The organism is Hyphomicrobium facile (genome assembly GCF_900116175.1).
GTDB lineage: Bacteria > Pseudomonadota > Alphaproteobacteria > Rhizobiales > Hyphomicrobiaceae > Hyphomicrobium_B > Hyphomicrobium_B facile.
The window spans coordinates 1437459-1462005 of sequence record NZ_FPCH01000001.1; the positions used below are offsets into that span (position 1 = coordinate 1437459).

The following is a 24547-nucleotide window of genomic DNA, read 5'->3' on the forward strand; positions in this document are numbered from 1 at the left end:
CAGATATGTACGTATTCGACCCCGGCTCTTACAAGGGCGGCCTAAGGCCAAAAATTATCCATCGACAGAGGCCCAGAACGCGGGGCTCGAACGGCCGCTTTTCGGAGCTGTTGGCCGAGATGCGCTTGCCTCTGCAGTGAAATCCACGCTTTGGCGCGTAGGCTACGTTTGAGTCCGGTGTAACTAAGTTGCAACGCTAAAAGACGTTCGCCGCATTATTTCGTATCTGGGAATTAGTCCTATATCTCCGGCCGTTGCCCTGCAGATATCAACAAACCGTTAAAAGCAGGTCAATCAGCGTGGGTCTTAGTAACAGGTAGCGACGAATGCGGAACTTGCACGTCTAAATCCGCGACCGGCCGACGAGCCAACGGAACCACTCAAAAGCAATCAATCAACAATGGCCAGCCGGGGTCGTCCGGGTGGGGGGAAAAGTCATGTCTGTGTCAAACCACGTTTTGAGGCGTCCTGCCGCGCAATTGATGCTTGCTTCCCTTGGGGCCGCGCTCTGCATGGGGGTGTCGCAGCAGGCGCTGGCCGCGTGCGCAGGATCGGTCGCTTCGCCGAATTCAAATGCGGTCACCGTGCTCTGTAACAATGCGGGCGGGGACCCTAACGCCAATTTGACCGTCAACGACAATACGACGTACGTGGACACCACGACAAAGGCGTCGGGCAGCAACGTGCTGCTGCAATTCGATGGGCACGGACGCGAGCTCATCAATAACGGCACTATCACAAACGACCGGATCATCAACGGTGGCTCGGGAAGAAATCACACCGCGGTCGTGATGGGCGCATCGACGATAAATGCTGGCAACGGCACGACGTTCGATAGCGTGACCGTCGGCGCGACGACGACGACGATCAAGCTCGGGCCGACGGTCAACGCGGGCTGGGTCAATCAATCGATCGTCTTGGGTTCCTACGATGGTGACGACTTTGCCCCCGGGCAAGCTTTCGTCATACAGTCGGTAGACACGGTCAATAATACGGTGACTGTCGTGGGTGTGGTCCCGTCAACCTATACCGGTGCCGGCGACCAGCGCTATTCCATCGTTTCGAACTACGGCGGCACGACGACCGTCAACGGCGTTGCCTACAACAACGTCATCATCAACTCGGGCACAATTTCGAGCAGCATCAAGGGCGCCGAGATCACCGCCAACCAGACCGGGGCGTCGCCGACAATCACCTCGGCGTCCAATACCGGTACGGTCAAAGGCGTGACGACGTCTGTTGCCGGAACCTATCTCATTCAGAACAATGCGAGCGGAACGATCAAGGCGACGCACGACGGCATTGGCACGACGGCAGCCGTCGAAGCCGGCGGTCAGGTCACGAGCCTTACGATCGAGAACTCCGGCAAGATCATTGCCGAGCGCACGACGGCGCTAACGCTCGCCGCGGTATCAGCCACGGCGGCTCCGACGGCAACGGAGGCCAATTGGCCCGGCTTCACCGCGCAGAACGTCGCGCTTGTCTCGGGCGTCTATTCGGAAGAAGAGGCGCAATCGATCACCGTCAACAACCGAGCTGGCGGCCTTATTCAGGGCAAGGGCGACTACAGCGGCGCCCTCTATCTCCGCGCCGAAGAGCAGAGCATCACCAACTACGGCACCATCGAGCACCTATCGTCGTCAGGCGATTATTCCAAGGGCTATGCGATTGCCTCGGTGTCCAATGGCGGCGAAATCCGCGAACTCGAATTCACCAACTACGGTACTGTCCACGGCGATATACTTTCCGTGAACGGCAACGCCCTGCGTTGGTATGCGCTGAGCACTTCGGGCATCGGATCCGTCGACAGTAGGCTGCTCATCAATAGCCATACCGGCCAGGCGAACAGCGAGATCGAGAACAAGGCGTCCGGCACGATCATAGGTAACTTCTGGTATAGCAACGGCGAGCACGAGCTCGAGAACGAAGGCAAAATCGTCGGCAATATCGACGTCGATCAGCGCGACACGACTTACGGCACCGTTTCGGGTTCCGTCGTGACGGTCCTCGCGGGTGACGACGATAACCCGGGGCCCTCGAACAATACCAGTCAGGGCGCCGGTTTCACGATCCGCGGCGACAAGACGTTCGAGTTCGAGAACAGCGGCAGCTTCACCGGCAATCTCACGATCACGAACGCCACCAGCACAATCACCAACGGCGTGTATGGTTCCCAGACGATCAATAAGACGGTTGCCAGCGACAACAGCATCGAAAACAGCGGCAAGTTTGATGGCAACATCACGATCAAAGACGTTGCAGGCGCAAAGAACACCGTCACTCTCGTTGACGACGGTTTCGGCCGCAAGGACGATGGCTCGGTAAACACCGCAACGGGCAACATTACCGCCACGACCGGCACGGGTAACAACATCCTCAATCTCGAGGGCACGGGCACGTTGCGTGGGGACGTATCGAAGTTCACTACCTTGAAACTTGCCGCAAGCGATGACGCAGGCGGCGGTGACGATGACGACGATGATGATGCACCGGCGGCGTCGGGCGGCCCGAACTGGACGTTAGCTTTCGGCAAGACGTTCGAGTTCCTGTCTGCTGCGAACATCGACGCGGGTACTCTCAACGTCGCCGGAACCCTGAAGACGCCGACAGCCAACATCGGCGAGGACGGCACGCTGAAGGGCACGGGCACGATCGAGGGCAACGTTCTCAACAAGGGCACGATCGATCTCGAAGACAACACGCTTCACGTCGTCGGTAACGTCACGCTCGACGACGACGCCAAGCTCGCCACGACGATCACGAATAGCGGCAACGGCATTCTCGCCATCACGGGACACCTGAACGCCGACGACGATGCGGCAGTTGTCGCGAACCTCGAACGCGTGGTCTGGTCGGGCGAGTCGTTCACGGTCGCCACCACAACAACCGGCATCACCGGACTTCCGGAGGTCGCAGAGACTGCCCTCATGCATTGGGACGCCAGCGTCGTCTCCAATAACCTGATCATCACCGCCGACGTGGTCGATGCCAACGAGATCGAAGGCATCTCCAAACCGGGGGCAAGCGCCATCAACGCTCTTCTTGGCTTCGATAGTGAGCTTGGCGTCGCGATGCTCGGCGTCGAGGACGAGGACGACGTAAGGAAAGCCGGCAATCAGCTTGCTCCTGAAACGAACTTCGCCACCCAGCAAGCGGCGATTGCTTTGAACAATGCGGTCGGACAGCACATCGATATGCGCCTCAATGCAGTTGGCGCCACCGGTGCAGCGCCGGTCGCATCCGGACCTTATGGGCTCGGGATGAAGCAGCCGTCGGACCCGAACCGTTCGAACCTCGGCGGTGGGCTCAAGGATGATGCCGACTTCGTTGCGCCGCGCAGTGCAGCGCTTTGGGGCCAAGCCTTCGGAGCCGGATTAAACCAAAATGGACGCGAACAAGTCGACGGCTATGATGCTCGCATCTACGGTGCACTTGCCGGTTACGACAACTGGATCTCACCAGGAGTTCGCGTCGGTGTCGCCGGTGGTTATGCGAATACCCGGATTACCGGCGACGGAGATACTTCGCGAAACCACACCGAAATCGACAGCTACCTGTTCCAAGCCTACGGTGCGGTCAAGGGATCGGGATGGTATGCGTCGGCGCGCACGGGCTTCACTTGGAATGATTATGACACCACGCGTGTTCTGACCATTCCCTTCACCGATAAGGCAGAGGGCAGCCATGACGGCGGTCAATTCAATGCTTCGGTCGAAATCGGTGCTCCCATGCGTTTCGCCAGCACGATCCTTACGCCCGTCGCATCGCTGACGTATTCGCGGCTTCACCAGAACGGCTATACGGAGAGCAGCGATGGCGGCATGGCGCTCGACGTTGCCAGCCAGGATAACGACTCGCTGGTGTCCGGCCTCGGTCTGAAGGTGCTCGTTCCCATCGCGAACGATACTGTCATCCAGGGCCGCGCACTGTGGCTGCATGAATTTGCCGACGACGCACAGAACGTCACGGCGAGCTTTGCAGCAGGCGGCGGTACCTTTGCTGCAGGCGGCCCCGCGGTTGGACGAGACACTGCAGCGCTCGGCGTCGGTATGCTCGCTCAGATCAGCGCGGAATCGACGTTCGAACTGAACTACGACGCCAACGTTCGCGAGGATTACCTGGCGCACATCGGTTCGGCCCGTATCGACGTTCACTTCTAATCCAGGCCTCGTTCGAGGCTCGGTCATCAAGGCAGGGGATCGCGTTAATTCGCGGTCCCCTTTTTCGCTTTACGCGCGCACGTCTGGGCTCAAATTTCGTTTCCGACTTAGCGGGGAATCAGAGGCCTCAGCTTGTTGGTCAGTCGGGAACACAGACAGCGACGGGGAGCGGCCCTAAATGCCAATCAACTTGTCGGAGCTGCCAATTCGGCTACGGCGACATCACCGTCGGTGACGTAGTGGTTCACGTGCTTCGTGACCAGCTCGTCGCCGGTTTTATAGTTGGTCACTTTTCCGATGACGCCGCGCTTGCTCAATTCCTCGACGATGAAATTCCGTTCGGCGTTGGTGTCGGAGTCGGTCGCGTGCGTCATTTGAAATGTCATGCGCGTCAAAGATAAGCCGGTATCCTTGGTGCCGGCTCCCACCCAGAGCACGTGCTCATCGTCCGCTGGGCGCTCGTCGTTCAGCCAGAAGGCGGCTGAGTTCCAGTCCGTCTCGGCATCCTTGAGATTTTGGGCCCAGAAGCGGACGTGGTGCCGCTTGCGCGGGCTATTTTCGATCGCTTTTTGAAATCCGACGTCCTGACCGCGTCCAAAAAGATAGAGCGTGCTGAATGGCGCGGTCGGGTACGGCGTGTTGAGAACGAAGGCCCGTGCCATTCGCCACGAGCTGCCGATGTCCAACTTATCCGCTTCGGTCCAGCCCGCAGCCGCGAACGCAGCACGGAGCTGAGCCGCGGTGCCGGCCAATGCCAAGTTCACGGGGTCGCCCGGCAGGCCGTCTCCCGTGATCGTGAAGCTCGGCACGTGTTGGCGTTGCAGAATTTTCAGACCCATTCGGACGGCGCGCGGGAGAATGAGATACGCGCCGATGACGTACGTGGCGCTCACGGCGAGGATCCACGGCAGTCTGCGGTCGACCAATTCAAAGACATCCACAATCAGCCAGACGCTCAAGACGCCGAGGCCGAAAATAGCTATCCGCTGCAATGTGCGAATTGCTAACCGCATAATCTATTCTCTCCCGACAATGGCTCCCCGGGTCACGTGCGTACTAATTCGACGCGCGAATAAGGGATGCAATCGCAAACTTTTCCGAGATCGATCGATTCCGCCAGCTAATAGCGTCTTCGTTAACCGCTACCTTTCATGTCGCCGGTGAGGTGGGCAAGTGCATGACCGCTTCGTGACACTAACCGGAGCTGTTGGATCGAGGTCTGTTAGGGCCCGGTCACCGCGGCCGACCAACCATTTAGCCTTCAACACGCTTGAGCCAGAATGTAGCGGCCGCTCCGATGTTACTATACGGTAGTGGCTCAATTTGAGAGATCAGATCGCGGTCCGTAGTTCCTCTGACTGGGTTTTAAGTCGATGGTCGAGCATAGTTTGCGCAGCACGGGAAGCGCAAAAATTTCCGATGAAGAGTTCCGTCTGAAATTTGAGAATGCGGACCTTCGCCGCTTGCTGATCGAGGCTGGCTTGCATTCTGCCGAACAGGATGTTGCGGCCAAATTGCATACACTGCTGATGGAAGAACTCTACCATCGCGTTCAAAACACGCTGGCGGTGACCCAGGCGATTGCATCCCAAAGCATCAGCAGCGCTCAAAGCTTGGAAGAAGCCGGCGATGCAATCCGGCATCGTTTGACGGCATTGAGCAGCGCGCACCGTCTTTTGTTGGAAACAAGCTGGGGCCCGACACCCCTAATTTCCATCGTGAAAGCTGCTATCGAGCCGTTTGATGTTCAGGATCACGGGCGTTTCACAATTCAAATTCCCGATGTCGACGTTACGGCCTTGGCCGTTCAACCGCTCGCATTGATGCTGAACGAATTGTGCACCAACGCGACAAAGTACGGCGCACTTTCCAGCGCGACGGGGACGGTCTCAATCGTGGCTGAAGGCGATACGACCCAACAATCGTTACGCCTGGTTTGGAAGGAACAGGGCGGCCCGGCCGTGAAAGCTCCCACGCGTCGAAGTTTTGGATCACGCTTGATCGAGCAAAGTTTGTTTCGCGATGAACGGGCGAAGCTCGCCTTCGGGCCGTCCGGCGTCGTTTGCACGGTCCAGGTTCCTATCGCATCAATCGAGAAATGATCCGCCTCGAATTTGCTGGCGCGTTTTCTTCTCGGAAGTGTCCTGCCCGAGCGCTCCGCTTTCTGCCGCGTGTGGCAGTTTTTCGTCATTGACTCGTTATCGTCGATCGTGTGCTTATGGCGATGTGACGGTTCCATTCGCGTGAAGTCGCGCGGATGGTGAAAATGGGAACGCGGTGCGACACCTTTGGTGTCAATGCCGAGACTGCCCCCGCAACTGTAAGCGGCGAGTCCGCTCCGGTTATACCACTGATGGCCTCATTCTGGAGGCCCTCGGGAAGGTCGGAGAAGACGCTCGAGCCGCAAGTCAGGAGACCTGCCATCACAAGCTGCCCATCTCCCGTGCGTGGGGCGCGGAAGAGCGGAAACCCGTAGCGGCGGCTGATGTGTCAACCGGTGGGGAGCCACGCAGGTCGTGCGGGTCGTTGCGCTGAGGGGATAAAATACTGCGCCGAACGTCAGTTTGAACACGATCCCTTGGGGAGACGTGAACGAGGACGCGTGCGGGTATCCACTGAGCCTTTGCCGGTATGCCCTCTGGGAGCGATCCACCCTTACGTCATGCGACGGGGGTCTTCATGCAACGCGTCTTCATGCGCCGCACCGCAAGTGCAGCCATACTCTGTACAATCACATCACTTTCCGCGATCGAAGCCAGCGCTCAAGTATCCACTGCGCCGCTTACCGATCTCCCGGAAGTCACAGTTACATCCACCGAGGATCCTCAGGCGAAGAAGAAGGCGCCGACTGCCGCTCAACAAAGCTCGACACCTCGTAATTCCGGCGGCGGGGCCGCAGGGACGGCCCGTGGCGCCGATAATTCGGATGTGGCCGTTTCGCCGACCGGCATCGCCTCGCCTGTCGAGCAGATCGCAAGCTCCGTTACGGTCATCACATCAAAGGAAATCCAGGCGCAGCAGCGCCGCACGCTGCCGGACGTTCTCAAGAGCGTTCCGGGGCTCAACGTCGTGCAGAGGGGCGGCCCCGGTGGCCAGACCTCAATTTTCATGCGCGGAACAAACTCAAATCACACGAAGATCTTGATCGATGGCATCGACGTCAGCGATCCGAGCAATTCCAACCGCAGCTTTGACATCGGCCAGTTGCTGACGACGGACATCGAACGCGTCGAAGTCTTGCGCGGCCCGCAGAGCGGCCTTTACGGCGCGGATGCCTTGGGCGGCGTCATCGTCATCAATACCAAGGCGGGGAAGGGACCGCCCAAGGCCACCGGCATGATCGAAGGCGGCTCGTTCGGCACGTTCAACCAGGCAACGAGCATCAGCGGCGGGACAGACCGCTACAACTACTCGTTCAACGCTTCGCATTTTCGTGCCGACGATACGCCGGTTACGCCGTTCGATCTTCTGTTGCCAGGCGAGGCGCGCCACAGCAACCGTTACGACAACTGGACGTATTCGACGAAGATCGGCGTGGACCTGACAAAGGACGTGACGGTGAATTTCGTCACTCGCTATACTGATGCGACGTTGCACTACACCAGCGATAATTACGACTATCCGAGCCACCCCAGTTCATCGCTGTCGCGTTCGGATTTCGATCAGCTCTTTACGCGCGGCGAAGTCGTGTGGATGGCGCTGGGTGGCAACCTGACGAACTTCTTCGGCGTCAACTATGCCAATCTCCAGACGTACAACTTCGATCCCTTATCGGGGAGAAATTCCAGCGAAGGAGAACGTTTCAAATACGACTGGCGCAGCGTTCTTCGCGTGGGCCCCGGCTATACGATCGTGACCGGCGCCGAGCATCATAACGAGCAGCTCGATTCCCCGGCTCTGTTCGCCGAGGAGTGGAACAATGCGGCATTCGCGGAGCTGCAGTCGGAGATCTTCCGCAACTTCTTCCTTGTCGCCAACGTCCGGTATGATGACAACGAAAGCTTCGGCGGTCACACTACGTGGCGCGTCGCGCCGGCCTACGTCATCGAAGCGACGGGCACAAAGCTGAAGGGCAGCATCGGCACCGCGTTCAAAGCGCCGACGCTCAGCCAGCGGTTCCAGGATTCTCCGCCGTACTTCTATGGCAATCCGAACCTCGCGCCCGAGGAAAGTCTTGGCATGGATGCCGGATTCGAGCAGGCCATTCTCGGAGGGCGCGCTCAGTTTGGTGCAACCTACTTTTTCAACGACATCACAAATCTGATCGAAAGCAACGCGACCTACACGTCATATGACAATGTCGGCAAAGCCCGAACCTCGGGCGTGGAAGTCTTTGCGTCGGCCGATGTTGCGGACAACCTTCGTATTCGCGCGGACTATACCTATACGGAGGCGACCAACGAAATCACGCACGCGCAACTGCTTCGCCGTCCGCGCAACAAGGCGAGTTTGTCGGCCGGCTGGACGCCCTATGATCCGCTGCTGCTGACCGCGTCGCTGGTCTACATCGGCGAAGCGGCCGACATCGATCGCTCAACCTATGCCAATGTCACTCTGCCGGGTTTCACGCTGGTCAACGTGGCGGCCGACTATAACCTCAAGGACGGCATCAGTCTCTTCGGGCGGATCGACAACCTCTTCGACAAACACTACGAAAATCCGAACGGCTTCGAAGGGACCGGGATTGGCGCTTATGCCGGTCTTCGGTTCACGAACTGAAACTCCTGCGAGAGGGCAGTCAAACGCCCTCTCGCCTCGGACTGCCTCTGTGCTATTATCTGACAATACAGGAGACATCGAATGACCTTGAAGACGCTCACCAACGACAACGCCGCCACCGGACTTTGGATCGCGTTGATCGCCGCTCTCACGATCGCCGGCAGCTTGACATTCGCGTGCGCTGCGCCGCTCGCGGCCGTCGCCGCGATCGCCGGAACGAAAATGAAGAGCGGCGAAGGCGTTGCGCTGGTCGTAGTGGCTTGGCTCGCGAATCAGGTCGTCGGTTATGGAATTCTCGACTATCCGATGACGGCGGACTCGTTCGCTTGGGGCGCTGCAATCGGCGTTGCTAGCGTTGTTGCGTTCTTGGGAACACGCGTCGTCTCGGTCGCTGCGGGATCATCGCCACTCGTTCTCGCCGGCGCATTTCTCGCAGCTTTCGCGGCATACGAGGCGGCGCTCTATGGAGCCGGATTTGTTCTCGGATCTTCGGATGAGGCGTTCTCCGCGGCGGTTGTGGAGCGCGTCTTGATGATCAATCTCGCGGCGTTCGCCGGTTTGCTTCTGTTGCATCGTGCGGCGGTCGCGATTTCGTTGATCCGGTCTGAAGACGCTCTCCCGGCAACGGCTTAAATCCCGGCCTTCTACAACTCTAGCCTTCTACGACGGCGGCGAGCTGCATGGCCTCCATGTCCTGGAGCCATGCGGCTATGCCGTCGCGCATTGCCTTGTAGACCGCCGCTCCGATTGCTTCGCCGGCGGCCGTATGCATTCCCGCGAACCGCACGGAGCCGCCACGGGGTGCCGCCACGACGATGCAGTCGGTGCCGGTCCCCGTAATCGCGACGCCGGATCGGCGCACACCAGCATCGAGAATAGCGGCCGTTCTTGCTTCAGCTGCAATCGTGATCGCTTCGATCAAAGCCGCTTCCGTAAGCGACTTTGATATATGCACCATCGTGTTGATCGTACCGACGCTCGTTCGTGCGGCGGCGAACCGCTGGCCTACTCTCTCCCCATTCGAGAGCCCGACGGTGGTGACGCACGTCGCAACGTCGTCCTCAACCGCGACTTGCGACGTGTGATGCCTGCTTACGTCGCGCGACGTGATGAGCGAGACGGCATCCGCCAGTTTGGCTTTCGCGATGCGGCTGGCAATGATCTGCTCGGGGTCCTGACCGGCAGGCAAATCGGCATCGCGGATTTCGATCCAGGCCACCTGCCGGGCATTTTGAAATCCCGGCCTTGTGAGCGACCAACTCAGCATTTGCTGGGGCTCATGGAAGTTTGCGAGCAGGAGCCGGTGCGTGTGGGAGAGGGCAAAAGGAACGCTTGGAAGGTCGGTAGCGCACATTCCGGTTACCTGATCCGCCGCATCTTCCTTTCGTCTCATCAACTGTCGTGCCCTGGGGTCTATGCGAGTTGTACGCCTGTGCGAATGCGAGGGGACCCAACGCAGGATCGCAGCGTGCTTTGTGTTGGATTAGCCGTGGTTCCGCCCGTTGCCAAGCGTCGAGATGTCTCCGCGCCGTGCTTGGGTTCGATCATGCAACATTTGTCAGGGGGTACTTGTCGCGCAACTGCGTGGAACGCCGCTAGACGATCCAAACGCCGAGGCGCCGGCGGGCCATCAGGACTCCGACTGCGGCGGTGACGATCGCCTCGAACGCGTTGAACAGAGCTATCCCCAGAAGCAGCCCTTGGCTTGCGAGAATGATCTTGGCGGCTGTTCCCGCGGCGATGATGCAGATGCGCGCGCGTGAGTATTCGCGCTCCATCCCGCACATCGGAGCGACGAGGCTATGCAAGCCGCCGATTGCGGATACCAGAGGCCCGAGCGCAAGGACTGGTAGGAGGATCGCGTATTTCGCGAATTCCGGCCGGAATATCGACATTATCTCGGTTCGAAAGATCAGCAAGACAACTGACAAGAACACGACGATCGAGCCAACGCCTCGCGAGATCTGTCGCGATAGCCTCACGATCTCGCGGGGATTATGCTCGCTATATGCCAACGGAATGAGGGGCGCGCTGGTGATCGCAGCTCCATAGGGCAGCAAATACAGAATCTGAATTGTCCTCTGGGCTGCGTAGTAGGCGCCGAGTTCTACGCTCGATACCGAAGACATTATGCCGAGAACGAGAATGTCGATTTGCGTTCCCGCTTGGCTGATGAAATTGAGCGCGAAGAACGCAAGGCCGCTGGGCTTCGGATATTCTGAAAGCGCGGCGGGATCGCCTTTCGGAGTTCTGTACCAAGCACGCAGCACAAACGCCGCCGAAATTGCGATCGGGACGAGGTAAGCCACCAGAAGCAGCCAACCCAAGAGTGTCGCGTTGGGATGCGCATGCCCGAAGACGATGACGACCAGGCCCGCCGCCAAGATCAGCTTCCAAGCGATTTCCTTTGCGAACACCGCCGGCAAGGTATGTCCGCATCCCCGCTGAATTGCGAAGTTCAGCTCGTTCAATCCGCTCATGATAACGAGGCCGCCGAGGAGGCCTAGAATCTCAAAGTCCGAAGACCGAAGCGCGTGGTAACCGTAGAGCATTCCGACGGCCGCGAAAAACAGCAGCCCTGCGCCGGCGATGATTAAGCAGCGTTTCAATAGAGGGCGAAACCCATGATTTCCGCGCGCGACGACGAGGGGCAAGTCGCGAAGCAATATCGACTCTTGGCCGATGGTTGCGACGCCGCCAAAGAGTGCTGCTGATGACATCAGCAGAACGAAATCGCCAAAGCCTTGCGTGGTCGTAGCGCGAGCCGCAAGCGCGATGATGATGTAGCCGAGCCCCGCGCCGCAAATCCGCATGAACAGCGCGGTCGATTGCTCTATTCGCTCACGAGAAACGTAGGTTGCGAGCAGCTTCCACTCTGCGAAAGACGAATATTTCGCGCTGCTCATGTGCCCTGCTGCATCGTCGAGTTGAGAAGCTCATGGTCTGTCGGACGAGTGAATATCGCAGTGACGCTTGCGCTCTACGTACATCGATGAGAATGCGCATAGGCGCGATGAGCAACGGGACATTTGAGCGCTGCTCGCATCAGGTGGAGTGCCAAAAACTAAGTTTCGTGCGGTGAGGCTTCGCTAACGATCTGTGTGCGGCGCATATCGCGTTAGTGATCGAATAACCAAAAACCCTGCGTCAGCTGTCCACGGTTACTTTCGCTTTTCCGGGAGTTACGGTGATCGCGGTGGGCAGCGCGTTTCGTAGTTTTTTCGCGAGTAGCTGCCATGGATGCCTACTCAAAGCCGCCACTTCGCGTGCTGCACGTTGTGCGCCAGTACCCTCCATCGGTCGGAGGTCTGGAGGAATATGTAAGGCAACTTGTCGAAAGGCAGTCCGGGTCCTCTCGCGTCACGGTCCTTACTCTGGACCGGCTGTTCGGCACGTCGCGCAAATTGAAAAAGGTGCAGCGAGTCAATCGTGCGGTTGTCGTGCGCGTGCGATACATCGGCTTCAGCCGCTTTTTCATTCCATTCCTATCGCCGAAATTATTGCGCAGATACGATCTCATTCATCTGCACTCTCTGGATCAATTCACCGATCTCATCAGTATCTATCGAAGACTGGGCGTTCCGCCGCTGATCGTGACCTCGCACGGCCTCTTTTTTCACACGCACAAATTCGACAAGCTCAAAGATCTGTATTTCAGGACCATTTCGCGGGTGACGCTATCGCAGGCGAAGAAGATTTTCGCGGTGAGCCATAGCGATCAGAGGAAGCTTGAAGAGATCGGCATCCGGTCGGAGGTGTTGCTGAACCCCGTCGAGCCGTTTCCTTGGCTTTACGCGGGCGGTCATCACCTAATTTATTGGGGCCGGATTGCCGAAAACAAATCCGTCGATCGGCTGATTCCGTTTTTTGGGCATCTGGTGATGGCGGATAGCACGAGAAAGCTTTTTATCGTCGGCTCAGGAACGGCCGCCGATATGGAGCGTTTGAACCACAAAATTCGCGCCGCCAAATTGACCGACAACATTCATCGACTTGGGTATCTCGATGGCGCCAAGCTTCAGGCGTTGATCAAGGATTGCGGGTTCACGGTGTCGGCGTCGCAGTACGAAGGCTACGGACTGGTGCAAGTGGAGGGAATGTCGGCCGGGCTTTTGCCGGTCATGCAAAAGAATTCTGCTTTTGAAGAGATTTTTGAGCGCTCGAGAACAGGTTTGTTGCTTGATTTTGCCGATGCCGAGATTGCGGCCGAACGGTTTCTCCAGTGGGAGAAGACACAGAATATTCAGGATCGAGAACGCGCGCGTCGCTTTGCGTTGGGGTGTGCTTGGCCACCCGCCGCGGCTCGAATTGAAGCGACCTACCAGGATGTGATTGCCAGCGAGACTTAGCATCGAGGAGTTGGGATGTCGCAAAGTTGTTTGCCACGGCTCCCAAGCCGAAAAATATTTGGTGTTGATGTCGCCACACTCAGTAAGTCCGAAGCTCTGGATGTTATTGTCGATGGGCTGCGAACTTCCCGATCCATAAATGTGGCGTTTGCGAACGCAAACTTGTTGTTAAAGGCGCGGAGGGACCCGCTGCTTCAGCGTCAGCTCGGTGGAATGCTTGTTTTGAATGACGGCGTGGGGGTCGATATCGCTTCGCGGATTTTGTACGGAAAGGGATTTCCTGAGAATTTAAATGGTACGGATTTAACGCCGGAACTGCTCAAGAGACTGCCTAAACGGACGCCGGTGTTTTTATATGGCTCTCGTCCGGCGGTCGTCTGCCGCGCCGCTGAGATCCTCCGTCAGAAATACCAATCCGAAATATGCGGAGTGTGCGACGGGTACTGCGATAACCCAGATGTAGCTGTAGACGCGATCAAGCGCGCGCATGCAAAAGTTGTGCTCGTCGCGCTTGGGAATCCGAAGCAGGAACAATGGATGTCGGAGAAGGTCTCGGCTTGCGGCGTTCTTGCTCTGGGTGTCGGTGGTTATCTCGATGTCGAAACCGGGCGCGTAAAGCGCCCGCCCCGCTGGCTGCGGACCGCAAAGTGCGAATGGCTATTCCGGATAACTCAGGAGCCGTCGCGGCTGTGGCGGCGATATACAATCGAAGTCATCTGGTTCCTTGCGGCCGTTGCGCTCGATCGAATCGCGGTCTCTTCGCCGTGGGGGAGGCTGAGGCGTGAATTATGAGCGGTATAGTCCGCATGTAGATATTCCATCCGGCCTGCTGACGCGAGAAGCCGTCGATAAGCTGATCGCCGGAATCGTGATCGCAACTCTGGCGTTCAACGCGGTGCTCGCGGCCGTCAATGCACACGTTGTGGCCGTGACGAATGGGGAGGTGATCGCAGCGGAGTTGCTGATATTTTTCTGCAGCACCCTTCTTCTGGTATTGACGCTCGCCCCTCATGATCGCCCGTGGCTTGCGCTCATGTTTCTGTTCATTGGCATCGGCTTGGTTATAAGCCTATTTAGAGATGAGCTGGTTGCAAAGAATATCCGCGACGTGCTGTCGATACCGGTCTTTGTGATGCTCGGTTTGCGGTATTCGAGCAATCCCGTATCATTGTTTTCCAAGTTGCAATTCGTTGTTGTTTTCTTTGCTCTCCTGGAGATCGCCTATCCCGATCTCTTCTCGGACATCTTTGATGTCAGGAGTTACTACATAAATTCCCGCAACTTTGCGGCTGACGATTTCTGGAACTCGGATTCGTCGCTCTTCGTCAGTGCGACACGGCCTGGCGAGCGTTTTTTTTCCTTTGTCGATATTCACCGCGTTTCCTCCCTATTTCTCGAGCCGGTTTCGCTCGGTAATTACGTTTGCATCGTCGTGATCTTGCTCATCTGCTTCTGGCCGACCCTTTCGTCGATCATGCGCGCTTGGCTTATCGTTTCGACAGCCTTTCTGCTGGTTGCCTGCGATGGGCGTTTTGCGACGGTCACTTCGGCCCTTATCCTGCTTTGTGTGCCGCTGGCGTCCAAGCTGCCTTCGCGCGCTGCCGTTTTCTATTTGCCGGCGATCCTGACACTCGGCGCAATCGGGGTTTATGCATTTCACCCAGATCCTCTGAGTGACGACTTTGGTGGTCGCGTCGCGAAAACGATGGAACTCGCGGGAAATCTCAATTTTTACGATATGCTGGGCATGGCCCAATGGAGCGAGATCAACGACAATCTCGATAGCGGATTGACTTACCTGATCGTTACGCAAACCCTGCTCGGGGGATGTTTCGTGTGGTTGTTCACAACGCTCGTCGCGAGCGATCGTGTTCCGGACATGGAACTCCGGCTCCGCATTCGGCGTGCAACACATGCGGTCGCCCTTTTCATCGGGCTCAATCTGCTTGTCAGCTATTCGCTCTTTTCAATCAAATCCGCCGCATTTCTGTGGTTCTTGTACGGAGCGGCGATCAAGCCGATGCCTGAAGATTATGCTGCTGGCGATTAGCTTCGTGATTGGTTCTCCTGTTTAGTTTTGGGCGGCTTCGGTCGGCTCTGGGGAATGGGAGCGCTCAACTGTCAACACATCACCGGGCTCGAGCCGCGTTCCCGCGTTCGCGGGCGTTGCTTCGCCCTGGCCCTGCTTCGCAATCGTGAAGTGGCCCTTGGTTGTGCGAAGCAGGCTGTCCGGTGTCGCCACCTGGGCTTCGAAGGTCAATCTCTTGGCGGTCGCGATCTTTGCTTTCGTGTCATCTATTTCGGCGCGAGTCGCTTGGGTGTCTCGATTGATGCGTTCGGCTCGTTGAACCTGCAAATCAAGTTTCGCTTGCTCGGTCTGGCTGATGTTCTGCTGTGCTTGCAAGACGAGCGTATTCATACCCTGGATATTTCCTGACACTTGCGCGAGCGTTCTCTCGAGCAATTGCTTACGGGGTTTCTGCGTCAAGCCTTGGGCCACGAGCCCTGTGACGCTTGCGAGTTCGTCTTGCACCGAGCGATATTGTTCTCGCTCGCTTTCGATTTGCGCTTTGATCGATGTGACCTCGCCCTCGTAGATTTGATGAAAGCGATCGAATGTCGACTTGCGTTGTTCGAAGCTGTCGTTGTTCGTCGCGAAGATGGCTCGTTCCTCGGCGACGAGACGTGCTTCAGGCGAGGTGCTGTCCAACTTGCTCCATTCGGATGGAAAGACCAAGTCCTTTGCGCCGCTTTGCTCTGCTGCCAATCTTATCTGGCGGGCGAGAAGTTGTTTCATGCGCGTCTGCAATACGTCGATGTCGCCTTTCGCGGCTATCGCGTCGCGTTCGAGGCGCAACGATGCTACGTCAACGAGGCGATAGTATCCGCCGGCTACGCTGACGGCCTGCATGACGGTCAAGCCCGGTTTGAAGGGAAAAGCGCCAGGGCTTTGCACATCGCCGAGAACGTAGAACGGCCGGAAAATGACGATTTCCGTCGTCGCGCTCGGGATGTCGTTCAACTTCTGCCGCTGCTGCAACTCGGTTGCGACCTTGGTTGCTACCTGGGAAGCGGTGAGGCCTTTGACTGGCACTTCACCGACCAGGGGCAGGAAGATCGTTCCTGTCGCGGTGACATTGAATTCGCCGGAAAGATCAGGCCAGTCGTGTACAGCAATGCGAACTTTGTCGCCCGTATCGAGGGTGTAGTCGGCTGCGAAGAGCGGCGTTGCAGGTAGGGCGATGAGAAATAGTGTCAAGCCAAATAAAGCACGTATGAGGGCGTTCGGCATTTTTACTCTCCCGCTGTCCATTCGATATGAGGGACCGGTGGAGTACCCTTTCCGACGTTGTCTCCGGGCGGGTCCATTCCAAGGCCTCTCGACGAAGGATTGAACTTACTTTTCGTGTGGGCTGATGCATGGGATTGCGGCGACGGCGAACGGCGCCCGCGAAACATTTTGTCGCTGGCTTTATTGAGGAGCACGCCGATAAGTTTGGATCTTACGGGACCCGCTGAATCCAAGATCATCGCCAGCTGCTCGGCCGAAGTTTTATTCCATTCGATTACGAGGAGTATTCCGTGCACAATCGGTTGAGCCTCACGAACGTCTGGAACCGGATCAAGGGGCGGCAGGTCGATGAGGATCCTGTCGTACTCACGCGCCAATTCGTTGAAGAATTTTTCATTCGTCGCGTTCAGGAGGGAACCTGGGTGTGAGCCGTTCTCGCTCGCTGGGTTGGGCAGAAATTCGAGGCCGGTCTTATCGCACGTCCAAAGGATATCCGGGAGATTTCGGCCATCGAGTGCTTGGGCCAATCCGGCGGCGGCTCCGGGGGAAAGCAATGCGGTAAGGCCAGGGTTATATGGATCCGCGTCGACCAGAAGGACTTTCTGATTCGTGATCGCCATAAGTCTAGCAAGATTGGCGGCTACGACTGATTTTCCTTCGCCGGAAGCAGGAGATGTAATGCCGATAATGACGGGATTGCTGTCTTTGTGCTCGAGAATAGCCGCTCGGGTATTTCTCAGGGCATGAGCGAAGTGACTTTGCGGATTGTTGATTGCCCAAAGGAGAGACGGATCCGTCCAGACGGTTTGGCGGTTCGTGCGCGGTGATCGATTGCGTGTTGCCAGTTTCGAGTACCATGGTGCTTTTTTCATGCAGGGCAGCATGCCGAAGCATTCCGCGTCACACACCCGTTCAACGGCCTCGCGCGTTTTTATCCGATTGTCGAACCAGTCGAATGTGAACGCCAAGGTGAAGCCGAAGACCAATCCCGATGCGAGCCCGAGCGCCAGGATGAACCCGTCCGGCAGCTGGTCTCTTTTCAAGGGCGGTGTTGCTTCGCTCACCACGCGAGCGGTTGTTCCGAGTGACGCGACTTTGCTGCGCAACCATGGGCTAACGGAGTTCGCGACGTCGGCATTCGAATTCGCCTGATCGTCCAGGTACGCCTTGACCACGGCGTTCGTTATTTTCGCGGCCTTGACCGGATCTACCGACGTTGCGCGTACGTCGATCAGATAGCTTTCGCCGATGCGGCTCGCGTGTATTTTGCTTTGTAGTTTATCGAGAACCTGGGCTTCCTTCCTTTGCTCTGTCTCTGGCACGGAGGACTTGGGCAGGAATTCTGGGTCGTTGGTCAGGCCCAACGCTTTCATTGCATCGCGGGCGATTTTATCGGACAGGAGGATCGCTACCTGACTCTGCAGCAACGGAGAACTTATCGACGACGTCGGGAGGATGGCCTCCTGGGGATTGAATTGAAGAATTCGATTGTCGATGCCCAATCGAGACGCTGCGGTATAGGTCGATCCTCTCATCGATACGTAGATTGCAGCCATCGCGAGAAAGAGTGCCGGGAAAGCGATCAGAATGGTTCGGTGGCGCGAGATGGTATCCCAAAGGAATTCGCTGGAATGGGGGGGCGCCCTCCGCGCATCGTGGTTGCGAACCAGCATCAAAGCGCCTTTCTATGCCCGAGAACTCAGGTGGTGCTTGGTCAGAGAGCGTTTGGCCCGAACAGGGCAAGAGGCGTGCGGGCCAAAATTTTGAGGTCCAACAGGAACGACCAGCGCCGTACATAGGCGCGATCGCGATTTACGCGCATCGAAATATCTTCGATGGTGTTCGTCGGGCCGCGCAGGCCTGAGATTTGAGCCAGTCCGGTCAGACCAGGTCGAACAAGAAGTCGATCTAAATAGTTGGGAACGATACGGGCGTAATGCTGGTCCATCGCAAGAGCATGAGGGCGAGGGCCAACCAATGACATGTCTCCCATCAACACGTTGAACAGCTGGGGCAGCTCATCGATGCTGGTTCGACGAAGCCATCGGCCAAGAGGGGTGACGCGTGGATCGGCGCTTCGCGCTTGAACGAAGGCGCCATCGGACTCTTGCACCTTCATGCTGCGAAACTTCATTAATGTGAAAACTTTGCCATTCCGACCGAAGCGCTTCTGATGAAACAATGCAGGTCCATCGGATTCCAAGCGTATGAGAAGCCCGATCAGAATGAGACTCGGCGCCAGAAACGCTAGCAACGCGCCCGATACAGTGATATCCAATGAGCGCTTCAAGAAAGCGGTATTGGCCTTATGGGCGCGCGCATGAAGCAGCGCTTGCACTCCGGATTCTGCGGAGATGGCAAGCTCACGGTGTTGAAATTGATCGTTAAGAAGAATTGTTTCGGCGTCAGAGACAGTGCGGAAATGCATGCACGCTCCTCCAAATTGAGGTAACTCAGCGCAGATCTGAGATCTACTCAGGTATTAGAAAAAATGAACTCCACTCATTCATCGATCAATTCTAGCGAACAAAAAAGCGATCCGACGCAGGAACATATTTGTTCGACTGCCGATGCCGCCAGTTCGCTGGCGCCTGCTCAGATCAGCAAGGGAAGAGCCCGATTGCTTGGGCTTCTATTCGTCGGAGGCGTGTCGCTCGTTGTCTGGCTTTTCGTCGCGCTACTATTTTCTAAATAAGAAAAAAGTCCGTTCTCCGGTTTATGCGTTGCAGCGGAGGTTCACGGTCGCACTGCAAAAACCTAAGCTATCAACTGCAGAAGTGAAAGCATGACCAATGCGTCTTTTTGTCCGTAGGCGTCGTATCTTATTGGGCCGATCGTGAGGCATTGCACTTTTTCAGATTCGTCCCGCTATGCGATCACAGGCGCTTAGTTGATCCATTTTTAAAATGGCTACTCTTGCGAAGTGAACTTTTCAGAAAGCCTGTCCGCTTTGCCCGCCGTCATATTTTGCCGAGGATCATACCGCCTGCGCGTGGTTCTCTTCAGGGCCCACCAACGAAGATCAAGGTCGTGGGACTTCTGTCATCGGCCTCCGGGCTCGGCCGTTCGGCGCGGCTCTGCATTCAGCAGGTTGAGAAATACGGCTGCGAAGTTTCGACGAGTGACGTTGCGGGATTTTACTCGAGCGGGGATGATGTAACGTATCAACGTGGCTCCCCCCGCCTTCAAACGAATGTTTCGATATTTCATTTGAACGCGCCGATGCTGCTGCCGGGGATCATTACGGCAGGGCTTCGCTCCTACTACAACTCGTACAACATCGCGTATTGGGCGTGGGAACTCGAGTGTTTGCCGAAGGACTGGATCGACGCCATGCGGTTCGTCGATGCGTTCATGGTTCCAAGTCGTTTTTGCCAACGAACGATGCAACGCTACACGACGAAGCCGGTGCTAACGGTGCCTCATCCGATCCAGTTGGACATGGGCAATGTGGTTCCTTCGAAGCCGAAAAACGGGACTTTCCGGGTTCTTTCCATCTTCAATTTGGGTTCCTCCTTCGAAAGGAAGAATCCGCTCGCGGTCATACGCGGGTTTAGAGCAGCATTCGGCGATGAAGAGGGCGTCGAGCTTGTTCTGAAGACATCGCAAGGCAAGCGTTATCCGCAGGATCTCGCTGCCATCAGGAGCGAGATCGGGGAGAGCCCGAATATAAGCGTCATCGATCAAGTCTGGTCGGATGAGCAACTGTCAGAACTTTATTGCTCGTCGGACGTCTACATCTCGTTGCACCGCTCGGAAGGTTTTGGGCTGACGATCGCAGAGGCGATACTTATGGAGGTTCCCGTTATCGCGACGGGCTGGTCCGGGAATGTTGATTTCTGCTCGCCAGACAAGATGTCGGCCGTGGCGTACAAACTCATTGCGTTTGCCGATGACGATCCAGCGTATCACGGCGTTTCGGATGCCGTGTGGGCGGAGCCGTCGGTCGAGTCTGCTGCGCGCGAACTTCAAAAAGTGAGAAGCGATCCTGCCGGTTCGATCAAGCGGGCACGCGAGGCGAAGGCCGAGTTCTTGTCATATCTTGGCCGGCATACTTACGCCGCGGCGTTGGATGCTTTGGTTCGCCGCAACGGCTCGTAGCTTTTACGGTTCGAATGTCGTGCGCGCGTTTCAGGCCTTTACGGCGGTTTGGTGCGCAAATCGCCGTTTGCGGCTGATCGCGTAGGGTAGGCGAACGATAGAGGGTGGCAATCTCAGATGCGCTGCGGCCGTGTGAAAGATGCCCATCGGCTGCAACCGCCGCGCCGCCGGATAGTCGTCCGAAAGTACCAATTCGCGAGCCGCTTTCACGTCTCCGCGGCTTAATCGTTCGTTGATAGCCGCAACCAAGAAAATCGCCAAGCGCTGCCTTTGAAGATCGCGGTAGGCGGCGGGAACGTTGACCTCTCGCAAAAATGCGTAGATCGGAAGATGATCAAGGCGTTCGGTTTCGGCTCCGGGCGTCAGCCGATAGCGATGCGTTACGCTGGAGGTGAGGAAGAGCGATGCGTCGCCGCTCAATTCCGCCAATCGCAGGGCAAAAGCCACGTCAACTGCAGAGCCGGGGTTGGCGGGCAACGCCGTTGCCGCACGTTTTGCCAAATCGGTCCTTAGCAAAAAACCGTTGCTCGGCAACTGTAGTGATAAAACCGAAAACCAAACGCTATGAATGCGGTCCAAGAACTCTTCGGTTCTGAGGTACGTTTTATTGAATTGCTCTGTTTCCGCAGCCAGCAGCGCACCGCTTGAGTCGATAATTTGCTGGACGCCGAAAGCGCCAATCGCCGAGGGACTTTCGTAGGCGGCCTTGATCGTTAGGTCCATTCCGCCCGGCGTGAACATGTCGTCGTCGTGCAGCAACGATACGTACGGCGTGGTGACGTGATTGAATAACCTAATGATGTTGTCGCGCTGGGACGCGACCGCGGCCCTTGGCAAATACTCAATGCTCACACCGTCAGGCAATGCGAGGGCTTTGAGCATTTCGCTGGTTTCGGTCGTGCGGGAATCGTCGCCAACGATAATGCGTAAAGGCCGATAGGCTTGCGTTACGCATGAGTGAATTGCAGCCTTCAAGAGCTGAGGCCGTTCGAAGGTCGGGATGCACACACTCACCGGATCAGGCATTCGATGCTCCAATTCGTCTGCGGCAAGGTGCGGCAGGGTTCCCTGGGGCGCTCAGGTGTCTCGTTCTCGTCGATGACGATCAAGCCGGTTCGGCTGCTCAGAATCAATGACGCATAAACGGCGCAGTACGAAAAATGGCTTCAGGCTCGCTGGCGGGAACTTCCCCCGAGAGCAGGAGTAGGTGTTGTTGTTTCACTGCATTCATCAGCGTGGGGAGTTATCCCTTTTGCGCTGGGCACCTGCGCGACATCACCAGTTTTGCCAAACCGGCGAACGCGTGTTGGTGCGGCGCTGGGCGTATCTCGAAGCGCCTTCCAAAGCGAGCCACAGCTATCCGCGATAGACGGCGTTCGACAATCGTTGCGGGGCCGTTGACAGCAGAGCATCCGGGAGCGGGACGATGTTTGATTACTTCAAGCTGCCTTCCGTTGCCCTAATCGCGCTCGTGACAGCTGCATTCACCCCGGCAGGCGTGTTCTGTTCGCGGACGTTGGCTGCCGGAAATGACCTCGCCACTAACGATACACATGGCGAAAAGTCACCGGATGATTTTTGCCGGAACAAGCAGGATGGCGTTTATGTCATCGGTGGCGACCCTCTCGTCTTATCGGAGGGCGATAGTTTCAATATTCATCTGTTTGCCTGCCGTCTGACCGATGGGCAAACGGTTCAAATGCAAATTTCGGGAGTGGCGAGCGACGACAATCTGTTGGAGGAGTCTTATGATGTGGCCGCGCAGAAGGCTCTTTCATCGCGGCCCGGTCTGTCGCTCGAGCCTGTGACATCGCATGATTTTCAATATCGCCTGTCCGCTGGCACCTATGAATTAAATTTCCCGTTCAAGTTTGCGCGCGGGCGAAATTTCACGGGCAGCGATGCCGCTCCGTGGGCACCAGGGAAGCAGGAGCAGATCGATTTCATGATTGCTCCAGGGTCGGTCAATCCGGCCACGATCCATGACTCATCAACATTCAAGCTCGTGACCGAGGGCCCACGCTTTGCAGGTGGTGACGATCGCGCAGTCCGATGGTCGATTTTGCGTTCCGTTCCGGCGATTGCCGCAGGCGAAAGCGTTATATTTGAGCTTGATGAAAGCGGTGCCGCGATCAAGAAGCCGACCAAGATTGGCATCGGTATCCATCCGAGCAGTACGGTGGATGAGGGTGCCTTTCAGGGTAAGATCGGTGATGCGATCGCTGCGGCGGTGCCGCCGGGAACGTACGATCCTGCGAGCGGCGTGTTGACCTTCGATGCTCAAACGAAGTTTCCCATAAAATTCACGATGACCGCGCGCGACGATCCAAAATCGGGAGATTTTGTTCTGGGTCTCAAAGACAACGAGACCGGGGAGATCGATGCGGGTCGCGCGGGCGTTCACCTCGGGGACTGGACTTTGCCTCCGGCGAAGCCCGCAATGGGCGTCAATATGGCGAGCGGTGAGTTCGGCCAGGGCACTACGTTCAACAAGGATTACGTCTATCCGGAAAATGCGCGCATCGACTGGTCCAAGGAGCAGGGGTTCAAGATCCTTCGCGTCCCGTTCAAGTTTCAAAACATCCAGCCTGGTCCTGATAGAGACATTCGCAGTCAAGACCTGCAGGAACTCGGCCGCGTGGCATCACGGTGTGCGCGCAACGAGATCATTTGCATCCTGGATATGCACAATTACGGATCGTACTATAGCGACGACGGCAAGGGGTTTGGACTGGCGGGTTCCAACGGTGTTTCCAATCAAAAGTTAGCGAAGCTCTGGGCCAATCTCTCCGTGCATTTCAAGAACAACCCGTACATCTGGTTTGGCCTGATGAACGAGCCGCACGAACAGTCGGCGCTCGAGTGGATAAAGACGGCGAACACAATCGCTTTGGCCATTCGCGATGCCGGTGTGCCGAACAAGATCGTCTTTCAAGGTTCCTATTGGGATGGCGCGCACTCGTGGGATTCATCTGACAATAGCGTGCAGGTTCTCAAGGCGTACGATCCTCTGAACAACTTCGCGGTCGAGGCTCATCAATATCTTGACCTGGATTCTTCCGGGACATCCTCCTTCTGCATGCCGCTCAGCGGCTCGCATCGTCTCGATCCGTTCACGACGTGGCTGAAGAAATACAAGATGCAGGGCATCATCGGCGAGGCGGGGTGGGCCAATAATTTCCTTTGTCTCCATGAGGGCGAGGATATGCTCAACAGTTGGAAGAGCGCGATGGCGACGCCTTCCGAGGGAGGCTACATAGGTTTCACGTATTGGGCCGCGGGCCCTTGGTGGGATAAGAACTATCCCTATCTCGTCGAGCCGCGACCCTTCCCAGGCGGCGCGGCACCGCCGATGCTTGACCAACTTAAAAAGTACATTCCGCGCTGACTGTCGTTAGGGGACGCCGTGAGCAATATTTACCCAGTCATTTTGTCGGGCGGTTCGGGGACGCGGCTGTGGCCGCTGTCGCGGGCGATGTATCCGAAGCAGTTCATTCGTTTCTTCAACGGTCAAAGCGCGTCGTTCCTCGGTGCGGCGCTCGGGCGGCTGCCGGCGCCTGAGGGTTTCGAGCGGCCGATCCTCCTCTGCAACAACGATCACCGGTTTCTGGTGCGCGAGGAGTTGGAACGCGCCGGCCTCGAGCCGCGCGCCATCGTGCTCGAGCCCATCGCGCGCAACACGGCGCCGGCCATCGCGGTCGCGGCGCTGATTGCGCTTGCCGACAATCCGGACGCCGTTCTCGCGGTCATGCCGTCCGATCACGTCATCGAAGACGGCGCGGCGTTCGCCAAGAACATCCGGCGCGCGGCGGAGGTTGCGGCGACGGGCAAGCTCGTCCTCTTCGGCATCAAGCCGACGGAACCGCATACGGGTTACGGTTACATCAAGCGCGGCGCGGCGCTCGCGGGTTTCGACGGTCATGCGT

General features: G+C 57.3%; 17 protein-coding genes and 1 riboswitch. Of the genes, 10 read left to right on the top strand and 7 right to left on the bottom strand.

Translation table 11 applies throughout. The features are described 5' to 3' along the window. Positions 1-437: 437 nt before the first annotated feature. Positions 438-4160: an autotransporter outer membrane beta-barrel domain-containing protein gene (locus BM399_RS06930; RefSeq protein ID WP_092865949.1), complete on the top strand. Its 3723-nt coding sequence runs from the start codon at positions 438-440 to the stop codon at positions 4158-4160. 185 nt (positions 4161-4345) lie between these two features. Here BM399_RS06930 and BM399_RS06935 read toward each other — a convergent pair whose 3' ends face one another. Further along, positions 4346-5173, bottom strand: coding sequence for an LssY C-terminal domain-containing protein (locus tag BM399_RS06935; protein ID WP_092865952.1), 828 nt, complete (start codon positions 5171-5173; stop codon positions 4346-4348). 360 nt (positions 5174-5533) lie between these two features. On the opposite strand from BM399_RS06935, the gene BM399_RS06940 reads away from it, so the two are divergent. From BM399_RS06940 to BM399_RS06950, 3 genes are all read left to right on the top strand, one after another. After that, positions 5534-6262, top strand: a complete 729-nt coding sequence (locus BM399_RS06940; RefSeq protein ID WP_092865955.1) for an HWE histidine kinase domain-containing protein — start codon at positions 5534-5536, stop codon at positions 6260-6262. A 111-nt stretch (positions 6263-6373) separates the two neighbouring features. Further along, positions 6374-6599, top strand: a riboswitch (cobalamin riboswitch). 240 nt (positions 6600-6839) lie between these two features. Continuing rightward, complete coding sequence (locus BM399_RS06945) at positions 6840-8879, top strand: TonB-dependent receptor plug domain-containing protein (RefSeq protein WP_092865958.1); 2040 nt, start codon at positions 6840-6842, stop codon at positions 8877-8879. A gap of 81 nt (positions 8880-8960) precedes the next feature. Then, a complete protein-coding gene (locus BM399_RS06950) occupies positions 8961-9512 on the top strand; it encodes a hypothetical protein (RefSeq protein ID WP_092865961.1) in 552 nt (183 codons plus the stop codon). Between the two features lie 19 nt (positions 9513-9531). Here BM399_RS06950 and BM399_RS06955 read toward each other — a convergent pair whose 3' ends face one another. Next, a complete protein-coding gene (locus BM399_RS06955; protein WP_425284061.1) occupies positions 9532-10272 on the bottom strand; it encodes an adenosylcobinamide amidohydrolase in 741 nt (246 codons plus the stop codon). Positions 10273-10474: 202 nt separating this feature from the next. After that, positions 10475-11785, bottom strand: coding sequence for a lipopolysaccharide biosynthesis protein (locus tag BM399_RS06960; protein ID WP_092865964.1), 1311 nt, complete (start codon positions 11783-11785; stop codon positions 10475-10477). A 360-nt stretch (positions 11786-12145) separates the two neighbouring features. Here BM399_RS06960 and BM399_RS06965 point away from each other — a divergent pair, with 360 nt between their 5' ends. Genes BM399_RS06965 through BM399_RS06975 form a run of 3 tightly spaced genes read left to right on the top strand, consistent with a single transcriptional unit; the run spans position 12146 to position 15278 of the window. Then, positions 12146-13228: a glycosyltransferase family 4 protein gene (locus BM399_RS06965; protein ID WP_177228068.1), complete on the top strand. Its 1083-nt coding sequence runs from the start codon at positions 12146-12148 to the stop codon at positions 13226-13228. Between the two features lie 15 nt (positions 13229-13243). Next, positions 13244-14020, top strand: coding sequence for a WecB/TagA/CpsF family glycosyltransferase (locus BM399_RS06970; protein ID WP_092865970.1), 777 nt, complete (start codon positions 13244-13246; stop codon positions 14018-14020). Then, positions 14010-15278 (top strand): hypothetical protein, encoded by a 1269-nt coding sequence (locus BM399_RS06975; protein WP_092865973.1) that lies wholly within the window; start codon positions 14010-14012, stop codon positions 15276-15278. The genes BM399_RS06970 and BM399_RS06975 overlap by 11 nt, the downstream gene beginning before the upstream one ends. Before the next feature lie 21 nt (positions 15279-15299). Here BM399_RS06975 and BM399_RS06980 read toward each other — a convergent pair whose 3' ends face one another. Genes BM399_RS06980 through BM399_RS06990 form a run of 3 tightly spaced genes read right to left on the bottom strand, consistent with a single transcriptional unit; the run spans position 15300 to position 18948 of the window. Continuing rightward, entirely contained in the window at positions 15300-16520 is a 1221-nt protein-coding gene (locus BM399_RS06980) for a polysaccharide biosynthesis/export family protein (RefSeq protein ID WP_177228069.1), read from the bottom strand. A 2-nt stretch (positions 16521-16522) separates the two neighbouring features. Further along, positions 16523-18193, bottom strand: a complete 1671-nt coding sequence (locus BM399_RS06985) for a tyrosine-protein kinase domain-containing protein (protein ID WP_092865979.1) — start codon at positions 18191-18193, stop codon at positions 16523-16525. Positions 18194-18234: 41 nt separating this feature from the next. Then, a complete protein-coding gene (locus tag BM399_RS06990) occupies positions 18235-18948 on the bottom strand; it encodes a sugar transferase (protein ID WP_244531111.1) in 714 nt (237 codons plus the stop codon). A gap of 602 nt (positions 18949-19550) precedes the next feature. On the opposite strand from BM399_RS06990, the gene BM399_RS07000 reads away from it, so the two are divergent. Further along, positions 19551-20621, top strand: coding sequence for a glycosyltransferase family 4 protein (locus tag BM399_RS07000; RefSeq protein WP_143111357.1), 1071 nt, complete (start codon positions 19551-19553; stop codon positions 20619-20621). 30 nt (positions 20622-20651) lie between these two features. Here the strand turns inward: BM399_RS07000 and BM399_RS07005 are convergent, their stop codons facing one another. Next, positions 20652-21647 carry a glycosyltransferase family 2 protein gene (locus tag BM399_RS07005; protein WP_092865987.1) on the bottom strand — a complete coding sequence of 332 codons (996 nt, stop codon included), beginning with the start codon at positions 21645-21647 and terminating at the stop codon, positions 20652-20654. Positions 21648-22047: 400 nt separating this feature from the next. Here BM399_RS07005 and BM399_RS07010 point away from each other — a divergent pair, with 400 nt between their 5' ends. Continuing rightward, positions 22048-24009, top strand: coding sequence for a glycoside hydrolase family 5 protein (locus BM399_RS07010; RefSeq protein ID WP_092865990.1), 1962 nt, complete (start codon positions 22048-22050; stop codon positions 24007-24009). An 18-nt stretch (positions 24010-24027) separates the two neighbouring features. Beyond that, a partial coding sequence (locus BM399_RS07015; protein WP_244531112.1) for a sugar phosphate nucleotidyltransferase occupies positions 24028-24547 on the top strand: 520 nt, incomplete at its 3' end.

What these genes read in the sequence shown, in the direction of transcription:
- BM399_RS06940 (WP_092865955.1), top strand. Translation starts at nt 5,534, where the DNA reads ATGGTCGAGCATAGTTTGCGCAGCACGGGAAGCGCAAAAATTTCCGAT.
- BM399_RS06985 (WP_092865979.1), bottom strand. Translation starts at nt 18,193, where the DNA reads ATGCTGGTTCGCAACCACGATGCGCGGAGGGCGCCCCCCCATTCCAGC.
- BM399_RS06970 (WP_092865970.1), top strand. Translation starts at nt 13,244, where the DNA reads ATGTCGCAAAGTTGTTTGCCACGGCTCCCAAGCCGAAAAATATTTGGT.
- BM399_RS06980 (WP_177228069.1), bottom strand. Translation starts at nt 16,520, where the DNA reads ATGCCGAACGCCCTCATACGTGCTTTATTTGGCTTGACACTATTTCTC.
- BM399_RS07005 (WP_092865987.1), bottom strand. Translation starts at nt 21,647, where the DNA reads ATGCCTGATCCGGTGAGTGTGTGCATCCCGACCTTCGAACGGCCTCAG.
- BM399_RS06955 (WP_425284061.1), bottom strand. Translation starts at nt 10,272, where the DNA reads ATGAGACGAAAGGAAGATGCGGCGGATCAGGTAACCGGAATGTGCGCT.
- BM399_RS06930 (WP_092865949.1), top strand. Translation starts at nt 438, where the DNA reads ATGTCTGTGTCAAACCACGTTTTGAGGCGTCCTGCCGCGCAATTGATG.
- BM399_RS07010 (WP_092865990.1), top strand. Translation starts at nt 22,048, where the DNA reads ATGTTTGATTACTTCAAGCTGCCTTCCGTTGCCCTAATCGCGCTCGTG.
- BM399_RS06945 (WP_092865958.1), top strand. Translation starts at nt 6,840, where the DNA reads ATGCAACGCGTCTTCATGCGCCGCACCGCAAGTGCAGCCATACTCTGT.
- BM399_RS06950 (WP_092865961.1), top strand. Translation starts at nt 8,961, where the DNA reads ATGACCTTGAAGACGCTCACCAACGACAACGCCGCCACCGGACTTTGG.
- BM399_RS06990 (WP_244531111.1), bottom strand. Translation starts at nt 18,948, where the DNA reads ATGCATTTCCGCACTGTCTCTGACGCCGAAACAATTCTTCTTAACGAT.
- BM399_RS06935 (WP_092865952.1), bottom strand. Translation starts at nt 5,173, where the DNA reads ATGCGGTTAGCAATTCGCACATTGCAGCGGATAGCTATTTTCGGCCTC.
- BM399_RS06960 (WP_092865964.1), bottom strand. Translation starts at nt 11,785, where the DNA reads ATGAGCAGCGCGAAATATTCGTCTTTCGCAGAGTGGAAGCTGCTCGCA.